This is a genomic window from Aggregatibacter segnis (assembly GCF_003130075.1).
GTDB lineage: Bacteria > Pseudomonadota > Gammaproteobacteria > Enterobacterales > Pasteurellaceae > Aggregatibacter > Aggregatibacter segnis_A.
Map to the genome: position 1 here is coordinate 312,554 of NZ_NRCW01000002.1, position 26,254 is coordinate 338,807.

At 44.1% G+C, this 26,254-nt stretch carries 24 protein-coding genes; 8 read left to right on the forward strand and 16 right to left on the reverse strand.

The annotated features are described in order from the left end of the window. Positions 1 to 91 precede the first annotated feature (91 nt). The 3 genes from metX to DK415_RS03380 all read left to right on the forward strand — a co-directional run bounded on the left by metX (position 92) and on the right by DK415_RS03380 (position 2,944). Entirely contained in the window at positions 92 to 1,189 is a 1,098-nt protein-coding gene (gene metX, locus DK415_RS03370) for a homoserine O-acetyltransferase MetX (RefSeq protein ID WP_109432463.1), read from the forward strand. 306 nt (positions 1,190 to 1,495) lie between these two features. Then, complete coding sequence (purR, locus tag DK415_RS03375) at positions 1,496 to 2,506, forward strand: HTH-type transcriptional repressor PurR (protein WP_109432464.1); 1,011 nt, start codon at positions 1,496 to 1,498, stop codon at positions 2,504 to 2,506. 117 nt (positions 2,507 to 2,623) lie between these two features. Further along, positions 2,624 to 2,944, forward strand: a complete 321-nt coding sequence (locus DK415_RS03380; RefSeq protein WP_032997890.1) for an HI1450 family dsDNA-mimic protein — start codon at positions 2,624 to 2,626, stop codon at positions 2,942 to 2,944. Between the two features lie 103 nt (positions 2,945 to 3,047). Here the strand turns inward: DK415_RS03380 and DK415_RS03385 are convergent, their stop codons facing one another. The 3 genes from DK415_RS03385 to DK415_RS03395 are packed head-to-tail and all read right to left on the reverse strand — an operon-like array spanning position 3,048 to position 7,195. Beyond that, the gene (locus DK415_RS03385; protein ID WP_109432465.1) at positions 3,048 to 4,088 is read right to left on the reverse strand and encodes an ATP-binding cassette domain-containing protein; all 1,041 of its coding nucleotides are present in this window, start codon (positions 4,086 to 4,088) and stop codon (positions 3,048 to 3,050) included. 1 nt (position 4,089) lies between these two features. Beyond that, complete coding sequence (locus DK415_RS03390) at positions 4,090 to 6,108, reverse strand: ABC transporter permease (protein WP_109432466.1); 2,019 nt, start codon at positions 6,106 to 6,108, stop codon at positions 4,090 to 4,092. Between the two features lie 58 nt (positions 6,109 to 6,166). After that, on the reverse strand, positions 6,167 to 7,195 hold the full coding sequence (locus DK415_RS03395; protein ID WP_109432467.1) for an ABC transporter substrate-binding protein: 1,029 nt from the start codon (positions 7,193 to 7,195) through the stop codon (positions 6,167 to 6,169). Between the two features lie 441 nt (positions 7,196 to 7,636). On the opposite strand from DK415_RS03395, the gene nrdA reads away from it, so the two are divergent. From nrdA to yfaE, 5 genes are all read left to right on the forward strand, one after another. After that, on the forward strand, positions 7,637 to 9,907 hold the full coding sequence (nrdA, locus tag DK415_RS03400; protein WP_109432468.1) for a class 1a ribonucleoside-diphosphate reductase subunit alpha: 2,271 nt from the start codon (positions 7,637 to 7,639) through the stop codon (positions 9,905 to 9,907). After that, positions 9,873 to 10,196 (forward strand): hypothetical protein, encoded by a 324-nt coding sequence (locus DK415_RS03405; protein ID WP_162540460.1) that lies wholly within the window; start codon positions 9,873 to 9,875, stop codon positions 10,194 to 10,196. The genes nrdA and DK415_RS03405 overlap by 35 nt, the downstream gene beginning before the upstream one ends. Positions 10,197 to 10,353: 157 nt before the next feature. Beyond that, positions 10,354 to 11,484, forward strand: coding sequence for a class Ia ribonucleoside-diphosphate reductase subunit beta (gene nrdB / locus DK415_RS03410; protein WP_109432470.1), 1,131 nt, complete (start codon positions 10,354 to 10,356; stop codon positions 11,482 to 11,484). A 258-nt stretch (positions 11,485 to 11,742) separates the two neighbouring features. Further along, positions 11,743 to 13,128 (forward strand): SLC13 family permease, encoded by a 1,386-nt coding sequence (locus tag DK415_RS03420; RefSeq protein ID WP_109432472.1) that lies wholly within the window; start codon positions 11,743 to 11,745, stop codon positions 13,126 to 13,128. Between the two features lie 69 nt (positions 13,129 to 13,197). Then, a complete protein-coding gene (gene yfaE, locus DK415_RS03425) occupies positions 13,198 to 13,446 on the forward strand; it encodes a class I ribonucleotide reductase maintenance protein YfaE (protein ID WP_005703065.1) in 249 nt (82 codons plus the stop codon). A 92-nt stretch (positions 13,447 to 13,538) separates the two neighbouring features. Here the strand turns inward: yfaE and dapB are convergent, their stop codons facing one another. The 13 genes from dapB to DK415_RS03490 all read right to left on the reverse strand — a co-directional run bounded on the left by dapB (position 13,539) and on the right by DK415_RS03490 (position 26,211). Next, positions 13,539 to 14,351 (reverse strand): 4-hydroxy-tetrahydrodipicolinate reductase, encoded by an 813-nt coding sequence (dapB, locus tag DK415_RS03430; RefSeq protein ID WP_109432473.1) that lies wholly within the window; start codon positions 14,349 to 14,351, stop codon positions 13,539 to 13,541. An 18-nt stretch (positions 14,352 to 14,369) separates the two neighbouring features. After that, a complete protein-coding gene (locus DK415_RS03435; RefSeq protein ID WP_109432474.1) occupies positions 14,370 to 14,990 on the reverse strand; it encodes a LysE family transporter in 621 nt (206 codons plus the stop codon). Between the two features lie 6 nt (positions 14,991 to 14,996). After that, complete coding sequence (locus tag DK415_RS03440) at positions 14,997 to 15,488, reverse strand: phosphatidylglycerophosphatase A family protein (RefSeq protein ID WP_109432475.1); 492 nt, start codon at positions 15,486 to 15,488, stop codon at positions 14,997 to 14,999. A gap of 10 nt (positions 15,489 to 15,498) precedes the next feature. After that, the gene (gene thiL / locus DK415_RS03445) at positions 15,499 to 16,482 is read right to left on the reverse strand and encodes a thiamine-phosphate kinase (protein ID WP_109432476.1); all 984 of its coding nucleotides are present in this window, start codon (positions 16,480 to 16,482) and stop codon (positions 15,499 to 15,501) included. A 24-nt stretch (positions 16,483 to 16,506) separates the two neighbouring features. Next, a complete protein-coding gene (gene nusB / locus DK415_RS03450) occupies positions 16,507 to 16,932 on the reverse strand; it encodes a transcription antitermination factor NusB (protein ID WP_048750566.1) in 426 nt (141 codons plus the stop codon). Positions 16,933 to 16,938: 6 nt separating this feature from the next. Then, on the reverse strand, positions 16,939 to 17,412 hold the full coding sequence (gene ribH, locus DK415_RS03455; RefSeq protein ID WP_006718423.1) for a 6,7-dimethyl-8-ribityllumazine synthase: 474 nt from the start codon (positions 17,410 to 17,412) through the stop codon (positions 16,939 to 16,941). A 152-nt stretch (positions 17,413 to 17,564) separates the two neighbouring features. After that, the gene (gene pgi / locus DK415_RS03460) at positions 17,565 to 19,214 is read right to left on the reverse strand and encodes a glucose-6-phosphate isomerase (RefSeq protein WP_109432477.1); all 1,650 of its coding nucleotides are present in this window, start codon (positions 19,212 to 19,214) and stop codon (positions 17,565 to 17,567) included. A 16-nt stretch (positions 19,215 to 19,230) separates the two neighbouring features. Beyond that, entirely contained in the window at positions 19,231 to 20,313 is a 1,083-nt protein-coding gene (gene alr, locus DK415_RS03465) for an alanine racemase (RefSeq protein WP_109432478.1), read from the reverse strand. A gap of 24 nt (positions 20,314 to 20,337) precedes the next feature. Then, positions 20,338 to 21,744 carry a replicative DNA helicase gene (locus DK415_RS03470; RefSeq protein WP_109432479.1) on the reverse strand — a complete coding sequence of 469 codons (1,407 nt, stop codon included), beginning with the start codon at positions 21,742 to 21,744 and terminating at the stop codon, positions 20,338 to 20,340. Positions 21,745 to 21,889: 145 nt separating this feature from the next. Beyond that, positions 21,890 to 22,972, reverse strand: coding sequence for a 3-deoxy-7-phosphoheptulonate synthase AroG (gene aroG / locus DK415_RS03475; protein WP_109432480.1), 1,083 nt, complete (start codon positions 22,970 to 22,972; stop codon positions 21,890 to 21,892). Between the two features lie 103 nt (positions 22,973 to 23,075). After that, positions 23,076 to 24,326 carry a lipoprotein-releasing ABC transporter permease subunit LolE gene (lolE, locus tag DK415_RS03480; RefSeq protein ID WP_109432481.1) on the reverse strand — a complete coding sequence of 417 codons (1,251 nt, stop codon included), beginning with the start codon at positions 24,324 to 24,326 and terminating at the stop codon, positions 23,076 to 23,078. Further along, positions 24,326 to 25,012 (reverse strand): lipoprotein-releasing ABC transporter ATP-binding protein LolD, encoded by a 687-nt coding sequence (lolD, locus tag DK415_RS03485; protein ID WP_109432482.1) that lies wholly within the window; start codon positions 25,010 to 25,012, stop codon positions 24,326 to 24,328. The genes lolE and lolD overlap by 1 nt, the downstream gene beginning before the upstream one ends. Before the next feature lie 14 nt (positions 25,013 to 25,026). Next, on the reverse strand, positions 25,027 to 26,211 hold the full coding sequence (locus DK415_RS03490) for a lipoprotein-releasing ABC transporter permease subunit (RefSeq protein WP_109432483.1): 1,185 nt from the start codon (positions 26,209 to 26,211) through the stop codon (positions 25,027 to 25,029). Positions 26,212 to 26,254: the final 43 nt, after the last annotated feature.

Here is a 26,254-nt window from a genome sequence, read left to right on the forward strand (position 1 = left end):
AGACGTCTAAAATTTCTTGACAAGGGATAGTCGCAGGATGTAACGTTACTCACCTTTACTGATAACAAGAGAAATTGCGCCGGATTTTGCAATGACAATAAAAAAGACCACCGTTTTTACCCATCAACCTTTACAGCTTACGTTAGGCGGTCAACTGGAACATATTGATGTCGCCTATCAAACTTACGGTGTATTGAATGCGGATAAAAGCAATGCCGTGTTAATTTGCCATGCCCTTACCGGGGATGCAGAACCTTACTTTGCTCAAGAGGCAAACCAACAAGGTTGGTGGCAAAACTTCATGGGTGACGGATTGGCATTAGATACTTCGCGCTATTTCTTTATTTGTTCCAATGTGCTTGGTGGTTGCAAAGGCACAACCGGTCCTTCTTCAATGAATCCGCAAACCGGTCGTCCATACGGCAGCCAATTTCCTACCGTCGTCGTACAAGATATTGTAAAAGTGCAAAAAGCCTTATTAGACTCACTGGCTATTCCGCATTTGCACGCCATCATTGGTGGTTCTTTCGGCGGAATGCAAGCCAATCAATGGGCGATTGATTACCCTAATTTTGTTTCCAACGTTGTGAATTTATGCTCTTCTCTATCTTTTAGCGCAGAAGCCATCGGATTTAATCACGTTATGCGCCAAGCGGTTATCAGTGACCCAAACTTCAATAACGGCGATTATTACGACGGTGCAAAACCGGATAAAGGATTAGCGTTAGCGCGTATGCTTGGCATGCTCACCTATCGTACGGATGTTCAGCTGACCAAAGCTTTCGGTCGCGCAACCAAAGCAGAAGGCAATTTGCAGGGTGACTATTTCCAAGTGGAATCTTATTTGAGCTACCAAGGACAGAAATTTCTTGCGCGCTTCGATGCCAATAGCTACCTGCATTTACTACGCGCGTTGGATTTATATGATCCAAGCCTTGGTTATGCCGACTTAAAAACCGCACTTTCTCGCATTCAAGCACGCTACACGCTAGTTTCAGTGGATAACGATCAGCTGTTCAAATTGCCGGAATTACGCAAAAGCAAACAGCTCTTGGAAGAAAATGGTGTGAATTTAAATTATTATGAATTCAGCTCAGACTATGGTCATGATGCCTTTTTGGTGGACTACGCCTTTTTTGAACATAAAATTCGTGATGGATTAGCAGGAAAGACAGAAGAAAGGTTCTAAAAAGAAACCGCACTTAGTTTTAAAGTGCGGTTTCTTTTTGATGTGTTTTTCATTAGAAAATGGAAAACGCTAAAACAAGAATCACGCTAAGAGAAAGCGCAACCGTCATCATTGCATAACCGAAAGTCCCCATGATTCACCTCTTTTTTGTCTTTATGTTAAAAGAAACCGCATTTTACCAAAAAATTCACACAAAAAGCCAACCAAATATGAAAAAGGCGACAGATTAATAAAAATTCGGTGTTATGCCCTTAACCAAAAGCACTTACCTCTTTATAATAGCCAAAATTATTTAGGGAGAAAGTTATGGCTACCATCAAAGATGTTGCCAAAATGGCAGGCGTATCCACCACCACGGTGTCGCACGTAATCAATAAAACCCGCTTTGTGGCACAAGAAACCGAAAGTTTGGTTTTACAAGCCATCAAAGATCTTAATTATTCCCCAAGTGCGGTGGCGCGTAGCCTTAAAGTGAATACCACCAAATCTATCGGCATGATCGTCACCACCAGTGAAGCACCTTATTTTGCGGAAATCATTCATGCGGTGGAAGAACATTGCTATCGCCAAGGTTATTCATTGTTTCTGTGTAACACGCAAAATAATGCGGAAAAAATCAAAAACCATTTGGAAATGCTAGCGAAAAAACGCGTAGATGGCATTTTGGTTATGTGTTCCGAATATTTTCCGGATTCCTTAAACCTACTCCATTCCTTTGAAAATATCCCGATGGTCGTGATGGATTGGGGCCCGAACGTACACACTGACATCATCCAAGATAACAGCTTTGATGGTGGTTATTTAGCCACCAAACATCTCATTGAAAACGGCCATAAACACATCGGTATTATTGCCGGTGAACTCACCAAAATAACCGCTAAAACCCGTTATGAAGGCTTTATCCATGCAATGAAAGAAGCCGGTTTAACCGTTAATCCGAACTGGGTGGTGGAAGGCTTTTTTGAACCGGAAGACGGCTATGAGTGCATGAATAAAATTTTAAGCCAAGATAACTTACCAACCGCCGTATTTTGTTGTAATGACGTCATGGCGTTGGGCGCAATTTCTGCGATTGGCGAAAAAGGCTTACGTGTACCGGAAGACATTTCCATTATCGGTTATGACAACATTCATGCCTCGCGTTTTTATTCACCGCCACTGACAACCGTGCACCAATCTAAGTCTCGTTTAGGTGTGCAAGCGGTGAATTTATTATTTGAACGCATTAACCATAAATCCGATCAGAAAGAAAAAATTGAAATCCACCCTGAATTGGTGGTTCGCAAATCGGTGAAAAAAAATGGCATAAACAAATAAAAAAGGGGCTCAAAAAAGCCCCTTTTCTTCACATTTAAAACACCACAAAAACCGACCGCACTTTCCCCAACAATTATGCTATGATGAGCCCCCAATTTACTTGCATGGAATACACAAATGAGCGAATTCAAAAAACTGGATCCCGATACGGCAATTGATATTGCCTATGATATTTTTCTTGAAATGGCACCGGAAAATCTCGATCCTGCCGATATTCTGTTATTTAATCTGCAATTTGAAGAACGTGGTGCTGTGGAGTTTGTCGAAACCGCTGATAACTGGGAAGAAGAAATTGGCGTGTTAATTGATCCGGAAGAATATGCCGAAGTCTGGATTGGGTTAGTAAATGAACAAGACGAAATGGATGATATTTTTGCCAAGTTTTTAATTTCTCACCGCGAAGAAGATCGCCAATATCATATTATTTGGAAAGAATAACGCGTATTTCTGTTCATTCCGGCACGCGAAAACCCTCGCCCTGCCCTGTTCGTCTAACACAGGGCGAAAAACACGGTAAAACCCACCGCACTTTCCGTCTTTCCTATTCCTCTACAGGCAGCACAAACCAACCAATCGGACGTAACTTAACAAAATACTCGGGCTGATTTGGTATGTAATCATTAGGATTTAAATGCACCAATAATGGCAAACCATGCCATTGCACCTGAATTTCCCAATAATTTCCCATATAAATCGCCGATTGCACATCACAACGTTCTGCAGGTTCGCCTGTTAACTCTAATAACACGCCTTCCGGGCGAATACCGAGTAAATAATTTCCATCCTGTGGTAGCTCATTCGATTCAATCGACAAGGGATTTTCTGCCAAAACATAGTTTCCGTTTTTTACCGTCACCGGAAAGAAAGACACTTCCCCCATGAAGTTTGCCGTAAAACGAGAGGTTGGATGATGATAGAGCGTATTCGGCAAGCCAATCTGTTCGACTTTTCCTTGGTTTATCACCACGACTGCATCGGAAATAGCAAAGGCTTCTGTTTGATCGTGGGTCACATAGAGCACGGTAATGCCCAATTTCTGTTGTAAATGGCGAATCATCTCTCGCATGGTACGGCGCAAATTGGTATCCAAATTACTTAATGGCTCATCAAATAATAAAATTTGTGGCGCAATTACCAACGCCCTCGCCAAGGCGATACGTTGTTGTTGTCCACCGGAAAGTTGTTCGATGCGACGATGTTCAAATCCCTCGAGTTCCACCATTTTTAATGCTTGACTGACTTTTTCGGCGATGTCGGAGGAATGGGTTTCCTGCATTTTCAAACCGAACGCCACATTTTCCTCGACGGTTAAATGCGGGAAAAGCGCATAGGATTGAAATACAATGCCGACGCCTCGCTGTTGTGGCGGTAACCGACTGATGTCTTTTCCGTCACATAAAATTTGCCCTTGATCGAGATCTTCTAATCCGGCAATGAGGCGCAGAATGGTGGTTTTGCCACAGCCTGATGCACCCAATAAGGTCGTAAATTTGCCTTTTTCAAAAGAAAGATTGAAATCTTGCAATACTTTCGTTGCGCCAAAAGCTTTATAAACCTGTTTTAATTCAATATGTTGTGTCATGTTATCGTCCTAATTTTGTCTCACCGACCCATCGACCAAATAAGCCGATAACCAGCATCATAATCACAATTAAACTGGCGCCATAGGCCACGGCTAAACCGTAATCGCCATCTTCTACCCGATTTAAAATAAACGACGTTGCCACGCGGGTGCTTGGTGTAACTAAGAAAATAATCGCGCTAATGGTCGTCATAGCTCGTACAAAACTGGTCACCAAGGCAGACAATAAAGCGGGCTTCAATAAAGGTAAGGTAATAAAACGTAACGTCTGAAATGCACTGGCTTTTAAAGAATAGGCAGCTTCATCCAATGCCGGATCTAATTGTTTAAAATTCACTAACGCGGCACGCAAACCAATAGGCATATTGCGAGTCACCATCGAAAGCACAATAATCGCCCCTGTGCCGGTTAAATAGAGCGGGACATTATTGAACGCAAGGATGTAAGACACCCCGGCAACCGTTCCCGGCACGGCAAAACTGAGTAGCGTGAGAAATTCAATGTGTTTTTGTCCGAAGAAACGATGACGAGAAAAGAAATAAGCCAACAAAAAGCCACTCACTGCCGTAAAAGGCGCGGCAATCACAGCGAACAAGACGGTTTGCACTAAAGACGGAATCGCACCGTTCTTCCAGCCTTGTCCGAATAGCGTGATGTAGTGTTGTAAAGTAAAGGTGTGATTAACACCCCAGTTCTGCATCACGCTGCCATAAAAAATACTGCCATACAATAAAGCATTGAAACCAACCCAGGCAGCAAAAATACTTACAACGGTAATCTTTAAACCGAAAGATAACGGCGTATTTCGACCTTCAAACCCTTTGCCCGAGAGCGTAACGTAATTTTTACGCCCGATAAAATGATATTGCAGCCAGAAAATCCCGAGGGAAATGCTTAACAAAATAATCCCCAAGGCACTTGCGGAGAAATAATCGTTTTGTGCCCCCACAATGTAAAAATAAATTTGCGTTGCCAACACGTCAAAATTACCACCTAACACAAAAGGCGAGCTAAAATCCGCCAAGGATTGCACCATGACAATTAAAAAAGCATTGGCTAGTGCCGGTTTCAATAACGGCAACACGATAAAGCAAAAACTCTGCCAACGATTTGCGCCGAGCATCACGGCGGCTTCTTCCAATTTCGGTGAAAGATTTTTTAATGCCCCTTCCAACAACATAAATGCCATGGGCGTTAAGGCTAAGGTATGGGAAATAAGAATACCGTTAAAACCATAAAGCCAATTCGAGTTCACGCCGAAATGTTGCCCGAGAAATTGAGTGGCATAGCCTGAGCGCCCAAACATCAACATCACGCCTAGGCTCACGACAAAAGGCGGCGTTACCATCGGCAATAAGGAAAAGATCTTGCTGATAAACAAACTGCGTTTGGCAATTCTTGTGGTGTACAACGCCAAAACAAGAGCAAACATAACAGAACATACGCCGACCACAGACGATACCGCCAAGGAATTACCAATGACTTTCCACAAGCCGAGATGGTTTAATAACGTAAAAACATTGCCAAACTCACCGGATTCGCCGGTAAAAAAGATCGTAAATAATTCGGTGATCGGATAAAAAATAAAGCCGATCACCAACACGGCAAGGCCTGTGGCGACCGCCAATAAAAAACGATCTCCCCGTAAAAAACCTAACCGCGCCAAGGCATTGACGAATATGGCGCCTATGGCAATAAACAGGAAAATCACCGCATAACCGAAGCGAAAAGCATAAGCTTCCGCGGAGAACCAAATGAAGAAGCTCAAAAGTGCGGTCAAAATAACGGTTATTTTTGTCGAGTGGCGAGAATCAGCGTATCGCTGAAGTAAAGGAAATATCAGTAGCGAGGCAAACCACAACCAACTGATATTGACTTGCGCCCATCCTATCGCAGCAAAATATTCTTTGGCGCTTGCCCCGAAAAGGCCGTAATCCAAGGCGCGCACCGGCAAACAAGCAAATGCCAGAAAAGCGAGCAAAATCCAAATGATGGGGTGATGAAAGCAGTGTTTTAGCATGGATACATCAGCATAAGATCTTGCTCGGCACAGCATAGGGTGCCGAGCATAGGTAGGATTATTTCGATAATTTGATATCAGCCAGCCACTTATTAATTAATCGCTTGCCTTCGTCTTTAGAACCAAATTTCACAAAATCAAATTCAACAAAATCTAATTTTTTCGGATCAACGGATTTTGGTGAAGATTCCGCATTGGCATTCGTCGGGATTTGATATAAACCGAAATCACGCCATGGCATTTCCTGCACCTCTTTCGACAACACAAAATCCATAAAAAGTTTGGCATTATCGAGGTTGCGTGCGCCTTTAATAATACTTGCACCGCCCAACGCATAACCGGTTTTACCTTGTGGGATCACCGTTTCCACCGGCGCGCCTTTTTCTTTTTCGGTGGCATACGCATGCACAAAACCGACACTCACCGCACTTTCACCACGGGATAAATTCGCCGTCACCAGATTACTTTTCACATATTGCGACACGTTTTCATTGAGCTTTTTCAAATAATCAAAGGCTTTTTCTTCGCCCCAAAGCTGAATCAAGGTTGCCATGATGGTATAGGTCGTGCCGGAAGCGCGCGGATCCGGCAGTTGAATTTCACCTTTATATTCCGGTTTGAGCAAATCTTCCCAGCTTTGTGGCGCGGGCAAACCCAGTTGTGCCAATTTTTGTGTATTCACACCAAAGCCCAACACCAACATGTATGCCACGGAAGTGAAATCCCCCTTTTGCGCCATGAGTGATTTAAACTGCGGTAAAATTTCCGCTTGTTTTGGCGAACGGTAGGCTTCTAACAAACCCAACTCGCCTGCTTGGAAATGCGGCTCAATGGTACCGCCATACCAAAAATCTGCCTGGGGATTGTCTTTCTCCGCTTTGATCTTGCCAAAAATGGTTTCCGTGCCCCCGTGTACAAATTCAGTTTTCACATCATATTTTTCCCCGAACTGCGTCGTCACTTTTTCACACAAGGCATTTTGCACCGTGCAATACACGGTCAAACGCCCTTCCGCCGCCACCTGTTGGCTAAAAAATAAAGACGAAAGACACACCAAACCTAAACTGTGTTTAAACCATTTTTGCATTTGAACACTCTCTTAAACAGACATAATGAAAGGCTGAGATTATATGTCATTACATGAAAAATCGAAATCGATTGCGTTTAATTTTTACGCCAATGAAAGCCTTGTAAATACAGGTACAACCAATCACCTGTAAACAAAAACGATGAACTTGTCGTTGTGGTTTAAAATTTGTTGGGAAAAAAGACCGCACTTTTGATCCCCAAAAACATCCTCGGATCCGTTTTTAATTCAAAATTTGATCTCGCGCACAAATTTTAATAAAGGCCTATTTCCGCCCATAGAAAAATCATCTTTATTTATAACCAGTTATTTAATGTCAACTAAGAGATAAAAAAATATATCGCTTGAATTCTTTATCTCAACACATTATCTTGTGCCCAATTTTTTGACTTGCAACTACATGTTGTGTTTTGGGTATATATCTAAGGAGTAGCATCTTCCATGAACAAGGCATTAATGGTCACCAAACGTGACGGCACACTAGAGCCGATTAACCTCGATAAAATCCACCGCGTGATTACATGGGCGGCAGAAGGACTGGATAATGTGTCCGTCTCACAAGTGGAATTGCGTTCTCACATTCAGTTTTATGAAGGTATTCGTACTTCCGATATTCACGAAACCATTATCAAAGCAGCTGCGGACTTAATCAGCAAAGATTCTCCGGATTATCAATACCTTGCCGCACGCCTTGCGGTGTTCCATTTGCGTAAAAAGGCTTACGGCCATTTCGATCCGCCGCGTTTATACGATCATGTGAAAAAACTCGTGCGCATGGGCAAATACGATCATGCCTTATTGGATGATTACACCCGTGAAGAATGGGATGAAATGGACGGTTTTATCGACCATTGGCGCGACATGACCTTCTCTTATGCGGCAGTGAAACAATTAGAAGGCAAATATCTAGTCCAAAACCGCGTAACCGGAGAGATCTACGAATCTGCACAATTCCTCTATTTATTAGTGGCGGCAAGTCTGTTCTCTAAATACCCGCAAGAAACCCGTTTGGATTATATCCGTCGTTTCTACGATGCGACTTCTACCTTCAAAATCTCCTTGCCAACCCCAATCATGGCAGGCGTACGTACCCCAACCCGCCAATTCAGCTCTTGTGTGTTGATCGAGTGTGGCGACAGCTTAGATTCCATTAACGCCACCGCCTCTGCCATCGTGAAATACGTTTCTCAACGTGCTGGTATCGGTGTGAATGCCGGTGCGATTCGTGCGCTAGGTAGCCCAATTCGTGGCGGCGAAGCGTTCCATACCGGTTGTATTCCGTTCTATAAATATTTCCAAACTGCCGTGAAATCTTGTTCTCAAGGTGGCGTGCGTGGCGGTGCGGCAACCGTGTATTACCCGATTTGGCACTTAGAAGTAGAAAGCCTGTTGGTGTTGAAAAACAACCGTGGTGTGGAAGACAACCGCGTGCGTCACATGGACTACGGCGTACAGCTCAATAAATTAATGTATCAACGCTTAATCAAAGGCGGCGACATTACCCTATTCAGCCCGTCCGACGTACCGGGACTTTATGAAGCGTTCTTTGCGGATCAAGACAAGTTTGAAGAACTTTACGTGCAATACGAGCAGGATCCGTCCATTCGTAAACGTACCGTAAAATCCGTGGAATTGTTCTCTTTATTAATGCAAGAACGTGCGTCCACCGGTCGTATTTACATTCACAACGTGGATCACTGCAACACTCACTCACCGTTCGATCCGAAAGTGGCACCGGTGCGTCAATCTAATCTTTGTTTGGAAATCGCTTTACCAACCAAACCGCTAAGCCACATTAACGATGAACAAGGCGAAATCGCTCTTTGTACCCTCTCCGCCTTTAACTTAGGCAAATTGGAAAACTTAGACGAGCTCGACAATCTGGCGGATCTTGCGGTACGCGCATTGGATGCTTTATTAGATTACCAAGATTATCCGGTGATTGCGGCAAAACGCAGTTCCCTAGCCCGTCGTTCTTTAGGTATCGGCGTCATCAACTATGCGTACTACTTGGCGAAACACGGCGTGCGTTATTCTGACGGCAGCGCCAACGATTTAACCCACCGCACTTTCGAAGCCATTCAATATTATTTATTGAAAGCCTCCATGAACTTGGCGAAAGAGCAAGGCGCGTGTGAATACTTCCACGAAACCACTTACGCACAAGGTATTTTGCCAATCGATACATACAAAAAAGACATCGACAGCTTAACCTCAGAGCCGTTGCATTACGACTGGGAAAGCCTACGCCGCGACATTAAAGAATTCGGCTTGCGCAACTCTACCCTCACCGCCTTAATGCCGTCGGAAACCTCTTCTCAGATTTCCAACGCCACCAACGGTATCGAACCGCCACGCGGCCATGTGAGCGTCAAAGCCTCGAAAGACGGTATTTTGAAACAAGTGGTGCCGGATTATGAAAACTTGGGTGAAAACTACGAATTACTTTGGGACATCCCAGGCAACGATGGCTACTTGCACTTGGTCGGTATCATGCAAAAATTCGTAGACCAAGCCATCTCCGCCAACACCAACTACGATCCGAAACGTTTTGAAGACGGCAAAGTACCGATGAAAGTGTTGTTAAAAGATCTGTTAACCGCTTACAAATACGGCTTAAAAACCCTCTACTACCAAAACACCCGTGATGGTGCTGAAGACAGCCAAGAAGATTTAGATGATGGCTGTGCTGGTGGGGCGTGTAAGATTTAAACGCTATATAGGAGACATAATTATGAACGTGCTTGTAAAAACTTCTGGGATTAAAAAAAATGAAAGTGGAGAAAAATACCAAGATGTATGTTTTGGAGTTCCTTTCAATTTATGTAAATTTACTGAAGAAGCCCTGAATGCTATAGAGGAAAAGAAATATCAATTTCTAAGTAAGTTAAATTCGACTGGTGAATTATGGGAAGAATATCCGTCAGAAATACACACCGCTTGGTCTACTGATGATCACTTATATCAATATAAATGTTTTCGCTTCATAAAGAGAGATTAAAAATAGCATATCCCAAATAAACTGACTGATAGCGCAAGCGTCCACGCTTGTGTTAAGTAAATAAACTAAAGGCACAAGCGAAGACGCTTGCGCCAGCATGAAAAAACATTTTAAAAACTGACCGCACTTTACTCTTAAGATTAAAGGAGAAACAAAAATGGCATACACCACTTTCTCACAAAACAAAAACGACCAGTTAAAAGAACCAATGTTCTTTGGTCAAAACGTTAACGTTGCCCGTTACGATCAACAAAAATATGAGACCTTTGAAAAGCTCATTGAAAAACAACTTTCCTTCTTCTGGCGTCCGGAAGAAGTGGATGTGTCGCAAGACCGTATCGACTATGCGGCGTTGCCTGAGCATGAAAAACACATTTTCATCAGTAACTTAAAATATCAAACTTTATTAGATTCTATTCAAGGCCGCAGCCCGAACGTGGCGTTGTTACCGTTGGTGTCTATTCCGGAATTGGAAACCTGGATCGAGACGTGGACGTTCTCCGAAACCATCCACTCCCGTTCTTACACGCACATTATCCGTAACATTGTGAACGATCCGTCTATCGTGTTTGACGACATCGTGACCAACGAAGAAATTATCAAACGGGCGCGCGATATTTCTTCTTACTACGACGATTTAATCCGCGACAGCCAACTTTACAGCCTGTACAGCGAAGGCACTTACACCGTGGATGGCAAAGAATGTGTCGTTACCTTACGTAATTTGAAAAAACAACTTTACCTTTGCTTAATGAGCGTGAACGCGCTTGAAGCCATTCGTTTCTATGTGTCTTTCGCGTGCTCTTTTGCCTTTGCAGAACGTCAATTAATGGAAGGCAATGCGAAAATCATTAAATTCATCGCTCGTGATGAAGCATTGCACTTAACCGGTACGCAGCATATTTTAAACATTATGGCGGCAGGTCAAGACGATCCGGAGATGGCAGAGATTGCCGAAGAATGTAAACAAGAAGCTTACGATTTATTCTTAGCGGCAGCAGAACAAGAAAAAGACTGGGCGGATTATTTGTTCAAAGACGGCTCCATGATCGGCTTGAACAGAGACATTTTGGTGCAATACGTGGAATACATCACCAATATCCGTATGCAGGCGGTAGGCTTGCCATTGCCGTTCCAAGCGCGTTCCAACCCGATTCCATGGATCAACGCCTGGTTGGTTTCCGACAACGTACAAGTGGCGCCGCAAGAAGTGGAAGTGAGTTCTTATCTTGTAGGTCAAATTGACTCCAAAGTGGACACAAAAGATTTCGACGATTTCGATCTGTAATCTTTGGTGTCGCTAAAAGTGCGGTGGATTTTTCGGGTGTTTTTAAACGCCAGTAAAATCTACCGCACTTTTTTATTTCTCAATGATTGTCTCCTCTACTCAGTAAAACAAGCATGTAATCCTTTCATAAAAATCACCGCACTTTTATCTCTTTCTTCTTCACAAAATATATTTGATAGCCTTCACAATTTTGTTAAAAAAATGTTTCTAGTTTATTAAAACAATGCTAATAAATAGCAGCCATGGAGGACATTTATTATGCAAACACAAATCCCTTTCTTCGCTAAATATAAAAGCCTGATTATTCTTGTTTTGGATTTTATCTTGATGTTGGTGCTAATCAACACGTTGCCCTTCTCACCAAAGGAAAACCGCGGCTTAGCCTTGCTGACGTTCATCGGTATTTTGTGGTTAACGGAAGCCTTTAATATTACGGTAACCTCGCTTATGGTGCCTATTCTTGCCATTGGTTTGGGGCTCATTAATACACAGAAAGCCCTTGCGCCTTTTGCTACGCCGATTATTTATATGTTCTTCGGCGGCTTTGTTATCGCGGCAGTATTACAAATTCAGCAACTGGATAAAATTATCGCGAATTACATCGTGCGACTCGCCAAAGGCAATTTAAAACTTTCCGTGGCGTATTTATTTGGGGTCACCACCTTTTTATCCATGTGGATCAACAACACGGCTGTCGCGGCAATGATGTTGCCACTTACCATCGGGATGTTAAAAGGGTTGAATGCAGAAAAAAATTATCGCCTGTATGCCTTTACCTTATTAGGCATGGCGTTCTGTGCCAGTATTGGCGGCATTGGCACTTTAGTCGGTAGCGCACCGAATGCCATCTTGGCCTCTCAAATTCAAGTGACTTTCACCGAGTGGTTAGGCTATGGCTTCCCGGTAATGCTGTTGTTGCTACCTTCCATGTTATTTGCCCTTTGGGTCATTTTACGTCCCAACTTTCATGTTGAATTTGCCCCTTCTCTTGAAAAAGTCTCTTTCACGAAAAAGAACATCATCACTCTCATTATCTTCAGCGTAATGGCATTACTGCTTCTGTTTAGTTCGCTAATCAACCCGTGGTTCTCCGGTTTACTGGGCTTAGAGAAAAAAATTGATAGCTTTGATAGTATTATCGCTTTAACCGTCGTGGTGATTATCGGCGTGACCGGTGTAGCCAAATGGAAAGAAATTCAAGAACGTGTGGAATGGGGCGTGTTAATGCTTTTCGGCGGTGGTTTAACCTTGAGTATCGTGATGAAAGACTCCGGTGCCAGTAAAATCATGGCAGATACCATTGTGCAATTTACCAATGAAAAACCGCTGTGGGTGCTTTGTTTCGTTGTCAGCGCGTTCATCATCTTCCTCACAGAATTCACCTCTAACACCGCCAGCGCAGCATTGATCATGCCGATTGTGATTTCAGTGGCGCAAACCCTAAACTTGCCATCAATCGCTCTTGCCGCCATCATCGCCTGCGGTGCAAGTTGTGCCTTTATGTTGCCAATCGCCACGCCGCCGAATGCTATCGTGTTCGCAACAGGCCATGTCAAACAAGTAGATATGGCAAAAGTCGGCTTTATTCTCAACCTTTTCTGTATCGGAATAATTGGCGGCATGGCATATTTCGTGTGGATCTAATTTCGATTACAATACGCCCAATGCTATTTAGAGCAGTTTTCTAACTGCTCTTTTTTTATTTTAATGATCATGAAAATTCATTTATTACACAGCCGTCAAACCATCGAACACGATAATCAAATCCCGCTCCTCAATCGCTTGGAGCAACATGGCATTCACCATGAATACCAATGTCGTAGTGGCTATTGTGGTTCTTGCCGAGTAAAAATAAAAAAAGGCAAAGTGTCCTACGCAGAAACACCGTTAGCCTTTTTACAACAAGACGAGATTTTATTATGTTGTTGTCGGGTGGAAGAGGATTTGGAGATTGAGTTGTAAAAACACGGTGAAAAATAACCGCACTTTGATCGATGAAGCTGAAATGATGATCAATTTCGGATACAAAAAGGGGCGTTTACTCACCCCTACTTTTATAGATTATTCAAATCCAACACATCCGTCATATCAAACAAGCCCTTGTCTTTTCCCTCAAGCCATTTCGCCGCACGCACGGCGCCGTTAGCAAAGGTCATACGGCTGGAAGCTTTGTGGGCAATTTCAACGCGTTCGCCGATGTCGGCAAACCAAACGCTATGTTCGCCAACCACATCAGAAGCGCGAATCGTAGAAAAACCAATTTCATCCCGTTTACGTTCACCGATAATGCCGTCACGGCAGAATACGCCGTGGGTTTTCAAATCACGCCCCAACGTTTTGGCAATGTGTTCGCCCATGGAAAGCGCGGTGCCGGACGGCGCGTCCACTTTGTGACGATGATGCGCTTCAATGATTTCAATGTCACAATAATCGCCCATCACTTTGGCGGCTTTTTCTAATAATTTAAACACCAGATTCACGCCCACACTGAAGTTAGAGGCAAACACAACACCAATATGCTCCGAAGCGGCTTTAATCGCTGCTTTACCTGCATCATCAAAGCCCGTCGTGCCAATAATGATATTTTTTTGATTCGCCACACAAAATGCCAAATGAGCCAAGGTGCCTTCCGGACGGGTGAAATCAATCAGCACATCAAATTGTTCTTTGGCGGCGTTTAAATCATCGCCCACCTGAATGCCTAAATGACCAATCCCCATCAACTCACCGGCATCAGCCCCCACCAATGAGGAACCTTTACGTTCAAATACCGCGCCTAATACCACGCCTTCTGCGTTCTGTACTGCTTGAATCAACTGGCGCCCCATGCGTCCGCCGGCGCCTACGATTGCAATTCTTAAAGCCATAATCTTCTCCGATTTAAACTAACTCATGATTTTCAACGCACCACTGTAAATTAAGTAGGCGCCGAACAGAATAAAAATCACGCCTGAAGCGTTATCTATATAGCGACTATATCGGCTATAAAAACGTTTTGCAAAGGGGCGTGAAAATAAGAGGGAAATCACATAGAAATAAACAAAGGTTTCTATCGTGATAATCAAAAGTGCGGTCAACATTTGCCGCGTTTCAGTGATGTTGACGAGGACAAAAGACATCACGATGCTGAAATAAATCACCACTTTGGCGTTGGATAAATTCACCAGCAGGCCTTTGATGATTTCATTTTTAGACGCTGTGTTTTGTATCAAATTGCTTTCATCAAATACCGCATTGGTTGTGACCCGAGCCATTTTCACACCCAGATAAAACAAATAGCTACCGCCCAATGCCATCACAATACCTTGCAACGCCGGCATCGTTTTGAACACAATCGCCAAACCTAACACTGCAGCCGTCGCCCAAATGGTCACGCCAATCGTGATGCCAATCACACCATAGATTGCCGTTCGCCGAGAATGTATTGCCGCAGCTCGGCTGACATAAAAGAAATCAGGCCCAGGCGAAAGCAACCCCATTAAATGAACGAACATTAAATGTAACATGATTTGCTAGATAAAATGCGCTAAGGCGAGAATGACGAGAATGCTATAACCTGCCGCCAAAATATCATCCACCATAATGCCGAAGCCGTTGGTGAGTTTTTCATCGAAATAGCGGATCGGGTAAGGTTTTAAAATATCAAACAGGCGGAAGGTCACGAAAGCAACGGCGCACCAAAATAAAGACACTTCCGGCACCACCAACAGCACCAAGAAAACGGCGACAATTTCATCCCACACAATGCTGCCATGATCATGCACGCCCATGTCGTGGCTAGTGCATTCGCATAACCAAATGCCAAGAAAGAAACAAAGTGCGGTCAATATAAAAAATGTTTTTGCACCCAGCCAAGGCAGTAATAATGCGCCAACAATCACCCCCACCAAACTACCCCACGTGCCGGGCGCCGGATGCAATAAACCGGAACCCAAACCCAGTGCGAGAAAATGAATAGGATTGCGCAACGTCACCCGTTCAAGGGGATTTTGTGGTGCTGCCATAATGAAAGACCTATTTAAAATGATCGAAACCGCCACTGGTCACGATGTCAACCGGTTGGCCGTTACGTTGAAATTGAATGCGCTTTTTGCCGGCATGGCGAATTTGTCCGACACAGGTATAAAAAATGCCAAGATGCGCCAAGGCTTTTTCCAATTTCGCTTTATAGCTGTCCGGTACGGTAAAACATAATTCATAGTCTTCACCGCCCGATAAGGCAAATTGTTCCGCTTGTTCCGCGCCAAATTCCTCAATTAATTGAGGGGAAAGTGGGAGTTTGTTCAACTCAACCACCGCGCCGCATTGGCTGCGCGTTAAAATATGCCCGAGATCAGCAACGAACCCGTCAGAAATATCCACGGCGGCATTCACAACACCGGTCATCGCCAGTTCCATGCCGAGTAGGACTCTTGGTGTTGGATGTAAATGGCGACGAATTAAATATTCTTGCGCAGAATTGACCGCACTTTTGCCTTGTAACAAGAAAGACAAGCCCGCAGCGCTATCGCCCAAGGTGCCGGATACATAGATCCAATCGCCCACTTTGGCGTGATGGCGACAAAGGCATTTGTTCTTCGCCATAATCCCTTGCGCCGTAATAGTGACGCTTAAAGGGCCTTTGGTTGTGTCTCCACCGATTAAATCCACGTTGTAATGATCGAGAATGTCAAAAAAGCTTTCGCTGAATTCCGCCAACCAATCATGATCAATTTTTGGTAAGGTTAAAGCTAATGAAATCCAAGCAGGCTCTGCGCCCATGGCGGCAAGATCACTTAAATTACACGCAACGGCTTTATACGCCAAATCGGCAGGACGAATATTCGGCAAGAAATGGATGTTTTCCACCATAGTATCGGTGGTAATAGCAAGATGCTGATTAGGATTTAATTCGGTGACGGCACAATCGTCACCGACAGAAAGGAGGACATCTTTGCGAGGCACACGTTTAGAGGCGGTAAAATAGCGTTGAATAATATCAAATTCACCCTCTGTCATTGTGCCTCCCTGTCTCAATGAAGATTAACGTCGAACAACCGGTGCGATTTTATCCAACACACCGTTGATGTATTTGTGGCTTTCATCTGCGCCAAAAACTTTGGCAACTTCGATCGCTTCGTTGATCACCACTTTATAAGGCACATCCGCCTCAAATTGCAGCTCATACACCGCTAAACGCAAAATGGCCTTTTCGATTGGATCCAGTTCCTCTAAACCACGATCTAAGTAGCCTTGCATAATGCGTTCCACCGTTTCAACATTCTCCACCGTTTGGCGGAATAATTTGCGGAAATACGGGGTATCCACGCCCTTCATGTCCTGTTCGGTCATGAAATTGAGTTCTACGATTTCCGGTGAATTTTGTGAAACAGCCCAAGAATATAACGCTTGCACGGCACATTCACGCGCACGACGACGAGGAGAAATTTTCTTTACTTGTTCCGTCATTGTCACTTACGCTGCCTGAATTTGATTTAAAAGATTTACCATTTCTAACGCAACCAAGGCGGCTTCCGCGCCTTTATTACCCGCTTTGGTGCCCGCACGTTCAATGGCTTGTTCAATGTTTTCAGTGGTTAATACGCCGAATGCTACCGGAATGTCAGATTCCATCGCCACTTTGCCTAAGCCGCTGCTGGCTTCGCCTGCCACATATTCAAAATGCGCTGTGCCGCCACGAATCACCGTGCCTAAAGCCACGATAGCATCAAATTTTTTGCTTTCCGCCAAACGACGCGCAACTAATGGCAATTCATACGCGCCCGGTACGCGAACTAAAGTGATATTTTCGTCTTTTACTTGACCGACACGTTTCAACGCATCAAGAGCACCTTCCAAAAGACTTTCATTGATAAAACTGTTAAAGCGTCCGATAACAACGGCAACTTTCGCTTCTGGTGCAGCGATATGACCTTCTAAAATTTTCATGTGATTTCCTTTGTAAGATGAATAAAAAAGAGTGCGCGGATTCTAGCATAAAATTCATTTTCTGGCAGTAAGAAAAAGCCAAAGTGCGGTTAAAAAACACTGTTTTTTATAACCGCACTTTATTGCTAATTAGCATTGCCAATCAGACAGAATTAACGCCAAGCTTTGAATTGGTTAATCAAGCCGTTGGTTGAACTATCGTGGCTTTCCACTTTCTCGTTATTTACTAATTCAGGCAGAATTCGGTTGGCAAGTTGTTTGCCTAGTTCCACGCCCCATTGGTCGAAGCTGTAAATGTTGAACAACACACCTTGTACGAAAATTTTGTGTTCGTACATGGCAATCAACGCCCCTAAACTAAATGGTGTGATTTTTTGTAACAAAATGGAATTGGTCGGTTTGTTACCGGTAAACACTTTAAACGGCACGATGTCTTTCACATCTTCCAAGGTTTTACCTGCATTCAAGAATTCTGCTTCCACTTGTTCTTTGGTTTTACCAAATGCCAACGCTTCGGTTTGGGCAAAGAAGTTGGAAAGCAATTTGTTGTGATGATCGGACAACGGATTATGGCTTTGCGCCGGTGCAATGAAATCACAAGGAATTAATGTGGTACCTTGGTGAATCAATTGATAGAACGCGTGCTGACCGTTCGTGCCCGGTTCACCCCAAATAATTGGGCCGGTTTGATAGCCGTCGATCACTTTGCCATCACGGCCGACATATTTACCGTTGGATTCCATATTGCCTTGTTGGAAATAGGCGGCAAAACGGTGTAAATATTGGTCATACGGTAAAATCGCCTCCGTTTGTGCGCCCAAGAAGTTGGTGTTCCACAAGCCCACTAAAGCCAGCGTTGTCGGAATATTTTGTGCTAACGGCGCATTGCGGAAATGTTTATCCATTTCATGAGCACCGCTTAATAACGCTTCAAAGTTTTCAAAGCCGATAGAAAGCGCAATAGACAAACCAATAGCAGACCATAAAGAATAACGACCGCCTACCCAATCCCAGAATTCAAACATATTGTTGGTATCAATACCGAATTCTGCGACCGCTTTTGCATTGGTCGAAAGCGCCGCAAAGTGTTTTGCTACATGGGCAGGATCTTTTGCTGCGGCAAGGAACCAATCACGGGCAGACAAGGCATTCGTCATGGTTTCTTGGGTGGTGAACGTTTTGGAGGCCACTAAAATTAAAGTGGTTTCCGGATTCACTTTTTTCAACGTTTCAGCAATGTGTGTCCCGTCCACGTTGGAAACAAAATGCATGGTTAAATGATTTTTATACGGGCGCAAGGCTTCAGTCACCATGTAAGGGCCAAGATCGGAACCGCCGATACCGATATTGATCACATCGGTAATGGCTTTGTCGGTATAACCTTTCCATTCACCGGAAATCACGCGTTCACAGAACGATTTCATTTTGGCGAGCACCGCATTCACTTCCGGCATCACATCTTTGCCATCCACTAAAACCGGGGTATTAGAACGGTTACGAAGTGCGGTATGTAATACGGCACGATTTTCCGTACGGTTGATCTTTTCGCCGTTGAACATGGCTTCTTTGGCTTGCGTTAAACCACACTCTTCAGTGAGTTGACGCAATAAACCAAGGGTTTCTTGCGTCAGGTTATTTTTGGAAAAATCCACCAAAATCTCGTTGTTAAAGGTTAACGAATAGTTGGCGAAACGATCTTTTTCTTGCGCGAATAAATCTTGAATCGTTGCATTCTTACGTTGCGCATGATGTTGGGTTAACGCTTTCCATGCGTTCGTTTGGGTTGGATTGATATTTTGCATAAGCACTCCTCTAAATTTAATCAATGTATTCGGTTAATACACGCGGGGTTAATTTGGTGATTAATTCATAACTGATAACGCCCGTAATTTCTGCGATTTCTTCAATCGGTAATTCTTTCCCCCACAAGATCACTTCATCGCCGACCTTGTCTTGACTGTCTGCGCCCAGATCCACGGTTAACATATCCATGGATACCTTGCCCACAATCGGCACACGGCGACCATTCAGATAAACCGGTGTCCCTTGTGGCACATCACGCGGATAACCATCACCATACCCAATAGCTACCACGCCGATTTTAGTGTCTTTTTCACTTGTCCAAACACCACCGTATCCCACCGGCTCGCCCTTTTTATGTTCGCGCACGGCGATTAAGGAGGAGGTTAAATTCATCACCGGCGTTAAACCGTATTCTTTTCCTGCAGTATTATTCGGTGAAATGCCGTACATAATGATGCCCGGACGAATCCAGTCTAAATGCGCGTCCTGCCAGAACAAAATACCACCGGAAGCAGAAATGCTCCGCTCACCGGCTTTGCCTTCCGTTGCCTGTAAAAAGCGGCTTAATTGTTTTTCTGTGTAACCGCACTCTAGCTCATCAGCACGGCTAAAATGGCTCACAAAGCCAATATTCGGATCAACACACGGAAGCGATTTGAGTTTTTGATAAAAGTTGTCCACTTCGTCCAAATGCACGCCTAAACGATGCATTCCTGTATCAATTTTTAACCACACTTTCACCGGATTAGGCGTTTGGGCTTCTTCAAGAGTCTCTAACTGTTCTTGGCTATGCACGACAGTTTGAATGTTATTAACGGCTAAAATAGGTAGGTCTTTGGAAGAGAAAAAACCTTCTAACAGCAAAATCGGTTTGGTGATGCCGTTGGAGCGTAATTTTAGTGCTTCTTCTAAACGCGCCACGCCAAAGCAATCCACCATACTTTCGACGGCAGAAGAGACGAACACCACACCATGTCCGTAGGCATTGGCTTTTACCACCGCAATAATTTTACTGTTTGGGGCTTTTTGTTTAATGGTTTGAATATTGTGTTTTAACGCAACAGAACTGATTTTCGCTGTTGCAGGTTTCATGTGCATTTTTTATCTCTTTTACTCTGTTATCTAATATTCGTCATCATAATGATGATGTTCCGCTAAGTTATCAAAACGGGAAAAATTGCCTTGGAATGCCAATTTCACACGCCCAATCGGCCCGTTACGCTGTTTACCGATGATAATTTCCGCGATGCCTTTTTCTTCCGACTCACGGTTATACACTTCGTCGCGATAAATAAACATAATCAAGTCTGCATCCTGCTCAATAGAGCCTGACTCCCGCAAGTCTGAGTTAACCGGGCGTTTATCCTGACGGTTTTCCAAGGTACGGTTTAATTGTGACAGGGCGATCACCGGCACTTCTAATTCTTTTGCCAACGCTTTCAAAGAACGGGAAATTTCTGCAATTTCTAAGGTACGATTTTCAGAAAAAGCCGGCGCACGCATTAATTGAAGGTAGTCCACCATGATTAAACTTAAGCCGTTATTTTCACGATAAACCCGTCTGGCACGGGAACGTAGCTCCGTTGGGGTTAAACCGGAAGAATCGTCAATAAATAAATTCGGTTTTTTAGCCAGCATCCCCATGGTACTGGAAATTTTTGCCCAATCGTTGTCATCCAAGCCCTGCCCGGTACGAATTTTCGTTTGATCCACACGAGAAAGTGACGCCAAGCTACGCATCATAATTTGTTCCGCCGGCATCTCTAAACTGAACACCAATACCGGTTTATCACTGCCTAACGCCGCATTTTCACATAGGTTCATGGCAAAGGTGGTTTTCCCCATGGAAGGACGCGCCGCCACAATAATCAAATCAGATTTTTGCAAGCCTGCCGTTTTCTTATCTAAATCTTTGAAACCGGTGGAAACACCGGTAACGCCGGAATGATCTTTAATTTGGCTGAGTTGTTCGATTTTATTGATGGTGTTTTCCAGAATGGAAATGATATTTTGTGGCCCTTCAGTACCAGATGTGCGCTTCTCAGCAATGGCAAAAACTTCTCGCTCCGCCTCATCCAGCAAATGTTTCACATCCTGCCCTTTCGGAGAATAGCTGTTTTGCGCAATTTTGTTCCCAACGGAAATCAACTCGCGCATGATTGCTTTTTCTCGCACCACATTGGCATAAGCCACCACGTTGGCGGCACTCGGCGTGTTATTGGAAAGCTCCGCCAAATAAGCAAAACCGCCCACCTGTTCGATGACTTCGCGACTTTTTAGTGCCTGTTCTAAGGTAATTAAATCCACCGGCAATTGCTGGGCAATCAGCTTTTCCATTTCCTCAAAAATCAGACGATGTTCAAAGCGGTAAAAATCCTCTTTCACCACATTTTCTGCCACATCATCCCAATACATGTTGTTCAATAAAATACTGCCCAACACGGCTTGTTCAGCTTCAATAGAATGAGGTGGAATGTTCAAATTGGTGGTGTTTTGGTCTTTTGCCGGAGGAGAGTTTTTAGACGCCATTATTGCCTCAGTGGATAAAAATAAGTCCCTATATGATATACCAAATCCGGAGGCGGTTTAACTTAAAAGTCAAAAAAAGTGCGGTGGAAATTCGCTCTGAAAATCCACCGCACTTTTGTTTGAAATGAACGGGTGAAAAGAAAAATCAGCCGTTTAATTTTCGTTTTGCCGCCACCGCATCGGATAACTCTTGCAAGACTTTTTCACTGTCTTCCCAACCGATGCAGCTGTCGGTGATGCTTTGACCGTAAGTTAAGGGTTTGCCTTCGATCAAATCTTGACGCCCTTCCACCAAATGGCTTTCAATCATCACGCCGAAAATTTTATCGGAGCCGGCAGCAATTTGACGTGCCACTTCACGGCTCACATCTAATTGTTTTTTGAATTGTTTGTAGCTGTTGGCATGGCTGAAATCCACCATGACATGGGCTCTGTAGCCCGCTTTGGCAAGTTCATCACATACGTTAGCAACATCTTGTTCGCTATAATTCGGGCCATTGTCGCCACCACGCAAAATAATGTGGCAGTCTTCGTTACCTTTGGTGGAAACGATAGCAGAATGACCAAACTTCGTAACAGACAAGAAATGATGCGGTGCTTCTGCCGCACCAATCGCATCTAACGCAATTTTTACGCCACCGTTGGTCGCATTTTTAAAGCCAACGGCACAAGATAAACCGGAAGCCAGTTCACGGTGCACTTGGGATTCGGTGGTTCTTGCGCCAATCGCGCCCCAACTCATAAAGTCGGCTAAATATTGCGGTGTGATCATGTCCAAAAACTCACCTGCCGTCGGTACGGTTAAATCGTTAATGTCGGATAACAATTTACGCGCCATACGCAAACCGTCGTTCAAGGCATACGTATTATTTAAGTGCGGGTCATTAATTAAGCCTTTCCAACCCACAGTGGTACGCGGTTTTTCAAAATACACACGCATGATAATTTGTAAGGTATCCTGGTATTTTTCACGCATTAATTTAATGCGTTTCGCATATTCTAATGCGGCTTTCGGATCATGAATGGAACAAGGCCCGATAACCACAAGTAAACGATCATCTTCACCATGAATAATTTTATGCGCTTCGTGACGGGCATTTTCCACCGTTTTCGCCGCAACGCTACTTGCCGGATATTTTTCTAGCAAGGCAATCGGGGGTAACACCTGTTCAATCTTGCCAATTCGCGTATCGTCGTTTTCAATGGAAATATCGTTTTTTGTATTCATTGTTCACTCGCTTATCTTCATAAAATTCTAAAATGACCGAAAAAAGTGGTATTACTCTACCACTGTAATTTGTACTAGTAAACTAGTTTGTTTGATTTCTTTTTTAATGACCGCTTAATACTTGTGCCGGTTGCAATTTTGCTGCGCGATTTGCCGGATAAAGGCTGGCAAATAAACTGAGAATTAACGCAGAAAGCAACACCAGCAACACATCTTGCCAATGGAGTTCGGTTGGCAGGAAGTCCACGAAATAAATGCCGTCGGACAATAATTTTCTACCGATGACACTTTCCAAGCCTTGAATAAGTGCGGTCAAATTTAAGGCCAAAATCACGCCCAACACAATGCCAATCAGACAGCCTTTCATGCCAGCCTGCAAGCCATACCAAATAAAAATACGCTTAATAAACCCATTATTCGCGCCAAGGGTACGCATGATGGCAATGTCACCGGCTTTATCTTTTACCGCCATGATGAGCGTGGACACAATGTTAAAACACGCCACCCCAATCACCAGCACCATGGCAATGTACATCACCGTACGAATCAGCTGAATATCACGATACATATAGCCGAATTTGCTGATCCAGTTTTGCAGGTAGAGCATCTGCGGATAATCTTGCAACATGGAATAATCAAGGGTTTGAATGTTAAACGGATCGGTAGTTTTCAGTTCTACCCCACTCACCTGTTCCGCTTGATAATCCATCAACTGCTGCGCCTGCGCCAAGGGCATGAGGGCATAGCTGTGATCTAGCTGTCCATCTAAACGCAAAATCCCCGTGACCTGGATACGTTCACGCAACGGCTGCGTCAAATTTTCCGTGCCTTTTTGTTGTGAAATTAACAGGGAAACCCAATCCCCTTCTTGCACATCCAACTCTCGTGCAATCCCCGAACCCAGCACCAAACCGCCATTCTGTGCAAAATTTTGCCATCCCTGATTTAACACAAAATGCCCAAGGGAACTCACTTGATCTTGCAACGCCGTTTCCACACCTTTGATTTGCACTACTTTTAATTTCGCACCGTTTTCCACGAGCGCGGTAAAACTGACGAAAGGCGAAACGCCAATGATTTGCGGGTTTTGCTTCAACTTAGCGGCAAGATGTTGCCAATGATCAATCGGTGCGTTGTTTTGCCCTCTTGCAGAGGAAATTTCCGCATGGGGCACGACCGCCAAAATCCGTTGATTGAGTTCACGTTCAAAGCCGTTCATGGCACTTAAGCCGATAATTAACACCGCCACGCCCAAGGCAATGCCCATACTGGAAAAAAACGAAATCAGCGACACCAAACGGTTTTTATGCTTACTGCGTTGATAGCGCCAACTAATAAAAAATGGCGTATTCATCAGGCATTTTCCTCGCGTAACACGCCGTCTTGCATAATTAAACGGCGATTCAATTTTTCCGCCAAATTTAAGTCGTGGGTCACCAACAAGAACGCAATCTGCTTTTCTTGATTGAGCTGTTGAATTAGCTCAAAAATGCTTTCCGTGGTTTTGTGATCCAAATTGCCGGTAGGTTCGTCAGCCAACACCAATGCCGGGTTATTCACCAACGCACGGGCAATCGCCACACGTTGGCGTTCTCCACCGGATAACGCAGAGGGACGATGTGAAATTCTGTGCTGTAAACCGACCGCACTTAAGATCTGTTCTGCGCGATCCTGCGCTTCCGTTTTGTTTTGTTGCCCGATAAGCATAGGCATCATCACGTTCTCAAGTGCGGTGAAATCTGCCATCAAATGATGAAACTGATACACAAAGCCTAAATATTGATTGCGCAACTTTGCCAAGGCATTCGGCGTCATTTGTTGCAACGATTGCCCTTTGATAAACACTTCACCGCTGCTCGGTTGATCTAATCCGCCCAAGGTATGCAATAACGTACTTTTGCCCGAACCTGAACTGCCCACAATCGCGACCAATTCGCTCGGTTGCATAGAAAAAGACACCTGTTTTAGCACTTCCGTTTGTTGGGTGCCTTCTTGGTAAAATTTACTCACATTTTGGCAAGATAATAATGCTGTATTCATTTTTTCATCTCTTTTTATTCGTAGCGCAAGGCTTCTGCCGGTTCCACTTTCGCGGCGCGATAGGCCGGATAAATGGTGGATAACAATGACAATAATAAGGAAAACGCGATAATCGTCAGAATTTGCCAAGGCTCAAGTGCGGTCGGCAAATACATCGTTTTTGCGCCTAAGATATTCACAATAGCGTCCAAATTTAACGTCACTAACACGCCCAATATGGCGCCTATCAAGGTGCCCATCAAACCGACCAATAAGCCTTGATAAATAAAGATGGAACGCACTTGTCCTTTTGTTAAACCGAGGGTTTGCAAAATGGCGATTTCGCCCTGTTTGTCCACCACCATCAGGCTTAAAGACGTAATAATATTGGACACCGCCACCACAATAATTAAGCTCACCAACAAGCCCATCATGTTTTTTTCCATACGCACCGCTTGGAAAAATTCGCCTTTTTGTGTGCGCCAATCGGTGATTTGCTCTGCCGACGGAAACGCAGCCGGCAACTCGGTAATTTGGAACGGATCTGTTAAAAATAAACGGAAACCTTGTGCTTCGCCCGGCTGAATTCGCATTAAGCGTCCAATGTCCGTTAAATTGGCAAACGCTTCATAACCGGATACTTCGCCCGTCTCAAAATAGATTTCACTGACGGTAAATAAACGTTGCAACGGCACGCGCCCAAATGGCGTGTATTGGCTGTTTTCAGTAATCATTAAACGTACTTTATCGCCAATATGCAGGTTTAATTTCTGCGCCAGTTGATCGCCAATGATAATTTTAAATTCGCCTGTCGGGAGCAAATCCTCAAAATTCTGCTCAGACAATGTGGATAAAATTGGGTCATCAGCAAATTGTCGAATCCCAATCACTTGTCCCGCACTGACACCGCCCGCGGTTTGAAAAATCACATTTGTCATGTTTATCGGCACGGCTTTTTGCACAAAACTCGGCATAGTTGGCTCGGCATCGTCGATCTTCACCTTGCCGTTCGGGCTGACAATGGCGTGTGGAATGGAAGAAAGCACTTGTTGCTTTTGATAGCCTTCCAAACCGTTCATCACAGACAGCACAATGATCAATGCCATCACGCCAAGCACAATGCCGAAACTGGCTAAATTCGTCACCAACCGTCCAAAACGATCGGCACTTTTCGCCCGCCAATAGCGCAATGCAATAAAAAGAGGGGTAGATAAGGTCATAAGGGATAAAAATCATTAAAAATACGAGAAAAATTGCGCGCTA

Excerpts from the sequence above, each read along its gene's own strand:
- DK415_RS03395 (WP_109432467.1), bottom strand. The coding sequence starts at position 7,195 with ATGCAAAAATGGTTTAAACACAGTTTAGGTTTGGTGTGTCTTTCGTCT.
- DK415_RS03490 (WP_109432483.1), bottom strand. The coding sequence starts at position 26,211 with ATGACCTTATCTACCCCTCTTTTTATTGCATTGCGCTATTGGCGGGCG.
- dapB (WP_109432473.1), bottom strand. The coding sequence starts at position 14,351 with ATGGCTTTAAGAATTGCAATCGTAGGCGCCGGCGGACGCATGGGGCGC.
- lolD (WP_109432482.1), bottom strand. The coding sequence starts at position 25,012 with ATGAATACAGCATTATTATCTTGCCAAAATGTGAGTAAATTTTACCAA.
- DK415_RS03470 (WP_109432479.1), bottom strand. The coding sequence starts at position 21,744 with ATGGCGTCTAAAAACTCTCCTCCGGCAAAAGACCAAAACACCACCAAT.
- nrdA (WP_109432468.1), top strand. The coding sequence starts at position 7,637 with ATGAACAAGGCATTAATGGTCACCAAACGTGACGGCACACTAGAGCCG.
- DK415_RS03390 (WP_109432466.1), bottom strand. The coding sequence starts at position 6,108 with ATGCTAAAACACTGCTTTCATCACCCCATCATTTGGATTTTGCTCGCT.
- purR (WP_109432464.1), top strand. The coding sequence starts at position 1,496 with ATGGCTACCATCAAAGATGTTGCCAAAATGGCAGGCGTATCCACCACC.
- DK415_RS03440 (WP_109432475.1), bottom strand. The coding sequence starts at position 15,488 with ATGGCAGCACCACAAAATCCCCTTGAACGGGTGACGTTGCGCAATCCT.
- nusB (WP_048750566.1), bottom strand. The coding sequence starts at position 16,932 with ATGACGGAACAAGTAAAGAAAATTTCTCCTCGTCGTCGTGCGCGTGAA.
- ribH (WP_006718423.1), bottom strand. The coding sequence starts at position 17,412 with ATGAAAATTTTAGAAGGTCATATCGCTGCACCAGAAGCGAAAGTTGCC.
- lolE (WP_109432481.1), bottom strand. The coding sequence starts at position 24,326 with ATGAATACGCCATTTTTTATTAGTTGGCGCTATCAACGCAGTAAGCAT.
- DK415_RS03405 (WP_162540460.1), top strand. The coding sequence starts at position 9,873 with ATGATGGCTGTGCTGGTGGGGCGTGTAAGATTTAAACGCTATATAGGA.
- yfaE (WP_005703065.1), top strand. The coding sequence starts at position 13,198 with ATGAAAATTCATTTATTACACAGCCGTCAAACCATCGAACACGATAAT.
- pgi (WP_109432477.1), bottom strand. The coding sequence starts at position 19,214 with ATGCAAAATATCAATCCAACCCAAACGAACGCATGGAAAGCGTTAACC.
- DK415_RS03420 (WP_109432472.1), top strand. The coding sequence starts at position 11,743 with ATGCAAACACAAATCCCTTTCTTCGCTAAATATAAAAGCCTGATTATT.
- nrdB (WP_109432470.1), top strand. The coding sequence starts at position 10,354 with ATGGCATACACCACTTTCTCACAAAACAAAAACGACCAGTTAAAAGAA.
- DK415_RS03385 (WP_109432465.1), bottom strand. The coding sequence starts at position 4,088 with ATGACACAACATATTGAATTAAAACAGGTTTATAAAGCTTTTGGCGCA.
- alr (WP_109432478.1), bottom strand. The coding sequence starts at position 20,313 with ATGCACATGAAACCTGCAACAGCGAAAATCAGTTCTGTTGCGTTAAAA.
- thiL (WP_109432476.1), bottom strand. The coding sequence starts at position 16,482 with ATGACAGAGGGTGAATTTGATATTATTCAACGCTATTTTACCGCCTCT.
- DK415_RS03435 (WP_109432474.1), bottom strand. The coding sequence starts at position 14,990 with ATGTTACATTTAATGTTCGTTCATTTAATGGGGTTGCTTTCGCCTGGG.
- DK415_RS03380 (WP_032997890.1), top strand. The coding sequence starts at position 2,624 with ATGAGCGAATTCAAAAAACTGGATCCCGATACGGCAATTGATATTGCC.
- metX (WP_109432463.1), top strand. The coding sequence starts at position 92 with ATGACAATAAAAAAGACCACCGTTTTTACCCATCAACCTTTACAGCTT.
- aroG (WP_109432480.1), bottom strand. The coding sequence starts at position 22,972 with ATGAATACAAAAAACGATATTTCCATTGAAAACGACGATACGCGAATT.